This window comes from Streptomyces sp. NPDC031274, from assembly GCF_055570235.1.
Genome location: NZ_JBVIHP010000233.1, coordinates 1 through 1,387, shown reverse-complemented (window position 1 = coordinate 1,387; position 1,387 = coordinate 1). Strand labels below are relative to the sequence as shown.

The window sequence follows — 1,387 nt, the reverse complement described above, 5'->3', positions numbered from 1 at the left end:
GCGATCCGTACGACGTCCAGCGGCTGCGAGGTGATCGTCTTTCCCTGCAGGGCGAAGAGGATGACGATCGTGAAGAGCAGCCCGTACAGCGCCCACGGGCCGATCTTGGGAAGGAAGTTGGACTCGTACTTCTCGCGGCCCAGCTTCTTTTCGCCGATGCGGCGGGTGAGGAATCCGGCGAGGAGGGGGACGCCGAGGAAGATGACGACGTTCAGTGCGATCTTCCACATGGAGATGTCGAGGTGCTCGCCGTCGCCCAGGCCCAGCCATCCGGGCAGCAGGTCGAGGTAGAGCCAGCCGAGCAGGCCGAAGGCGATGACCGGGAAGACGGAGTTGAGGGCGACCAGGACGGCGGCGGCTTCACGGTCGCCGCAGGCGAGGTCGTTCCAGATGATGACCATCGCGATGCAGCGGGCGAGCCCGACGATGATCAGGCCCGTGCGGTACTCCGGCAGGTCGGGAAGGAAGATCCAGGCCAGCGCGAACATGACGGCCGGGCCGACGATCCAGTTGATGACCAGCGAGGAGGCCATCAGCTTCTTGTCGCCGGTGACCGTGTCGAGCTTGTCGTAGCGCACCTTGGCCAGCACCGGGTACATCATCACCAGCAGGCCGAGCGCGATCGGCAGGGAGATCCCGCCGACCTCGATCTTCGCCAGCGCGTCGTTCATGCCCGGGATCAGCCGGCCAAGGCCCAGGCCGACGGCCATGGCCAGCAGGATCCACACGGCCAGATAGCGGTCGAGCGTGGAGAGCTTGGCGACGATGCCCTCGCCGGACGCAGCGCCCTGGTCCGTCTGCGAGGTGGTGTCGGTGTGGCTCATCAGCAGGCCCTCTTGTTGCCGGAGGCAGTGCGGGCGGAGGCGGCCAGCTCGGCGAACTGCTCGGAGACCGCAGCCAGGACCTCGGGGCGCAGCTTGTAGTAGGTGAATCGCCCGCACGGCTCGGTCTCCACAAGACCCGCCTCACGCAGCACCTTCATGTGGTTGGAGAGGTTGGTCTGCTTGGCGCCGGTCTCCTCCACCAGGTGCGTCGTACAGAGCGTCTCCTGGGCTAGCAGGGTCACGATTTTCAGGCGGAGCGGGTCGCCAAGCACCCGGATTACATCAGCATCGACTGAAGTCAGCATGGGCTGATACTGTCACATCATCCGGAGCTGATACCAGTCCTGGCTGAACTGTAGGGCCCGCCGAAAGGGTTCCCTCATGACCGCATCGCCCATTCCCGTCTTTCCTGACGAGCGGCTCTCCGCCGGGGGTGCCCGTCTCGCCTCGCGGCACGCGGGCCGCTTCTCGGTGGAAACCGTGCAGCTGTTGCTCATCGACTCCTACGAGCGTCTCGCCGAGCACGCTCGCATCCGTACGCATCTGGTGGTGCTGGCCGAACG

Annotated in this window: 3 protein-coding genes; 1 reads left to right on the top strand and 2 read right to left on the bottom strand. The window is 65.7% G+C overall.

Features of this window, described 5'->3' with window-relative positions; genetic code table 11:
• Positions 1-824 (bottom strand): ACR3 family arsenite efflux transporter (arsB, locus tag ACZ5CR_RS45250; RefSeq protein WP_468869512.1); only part of this gene is annotated, 824 nt, incomplete at its 3' end.
• Positions 824-1,129, bottom strand: a complete 306-nt coding sequence (locus ACZ5CR_RS45245; protein WP_468869508.1) for an ArsR/SmtB family transcription factor — start codon at positions 1,127-1,129, stop codon at positions 824-826. The genes ACZ5CR_RS45245 and arsB, both read right to left, overlap by 1 nt.
• A 76-nt stretch (positions 1,130-1,205) precedes the next feature.
• Between ACZ5CR_RS45245 and ACZ5CR_RS45240 the strand changes: the two genes are divergently transcribed.
• Positions 1,206-1,387, top strand: a 182-nt coding sequence (locus ACZ5CR_RS45240) for a three-helix bundle dimerization domain-containing protein (protein WP_468869505.1), incomplete at its 3' end; no start/stop codon positions are given.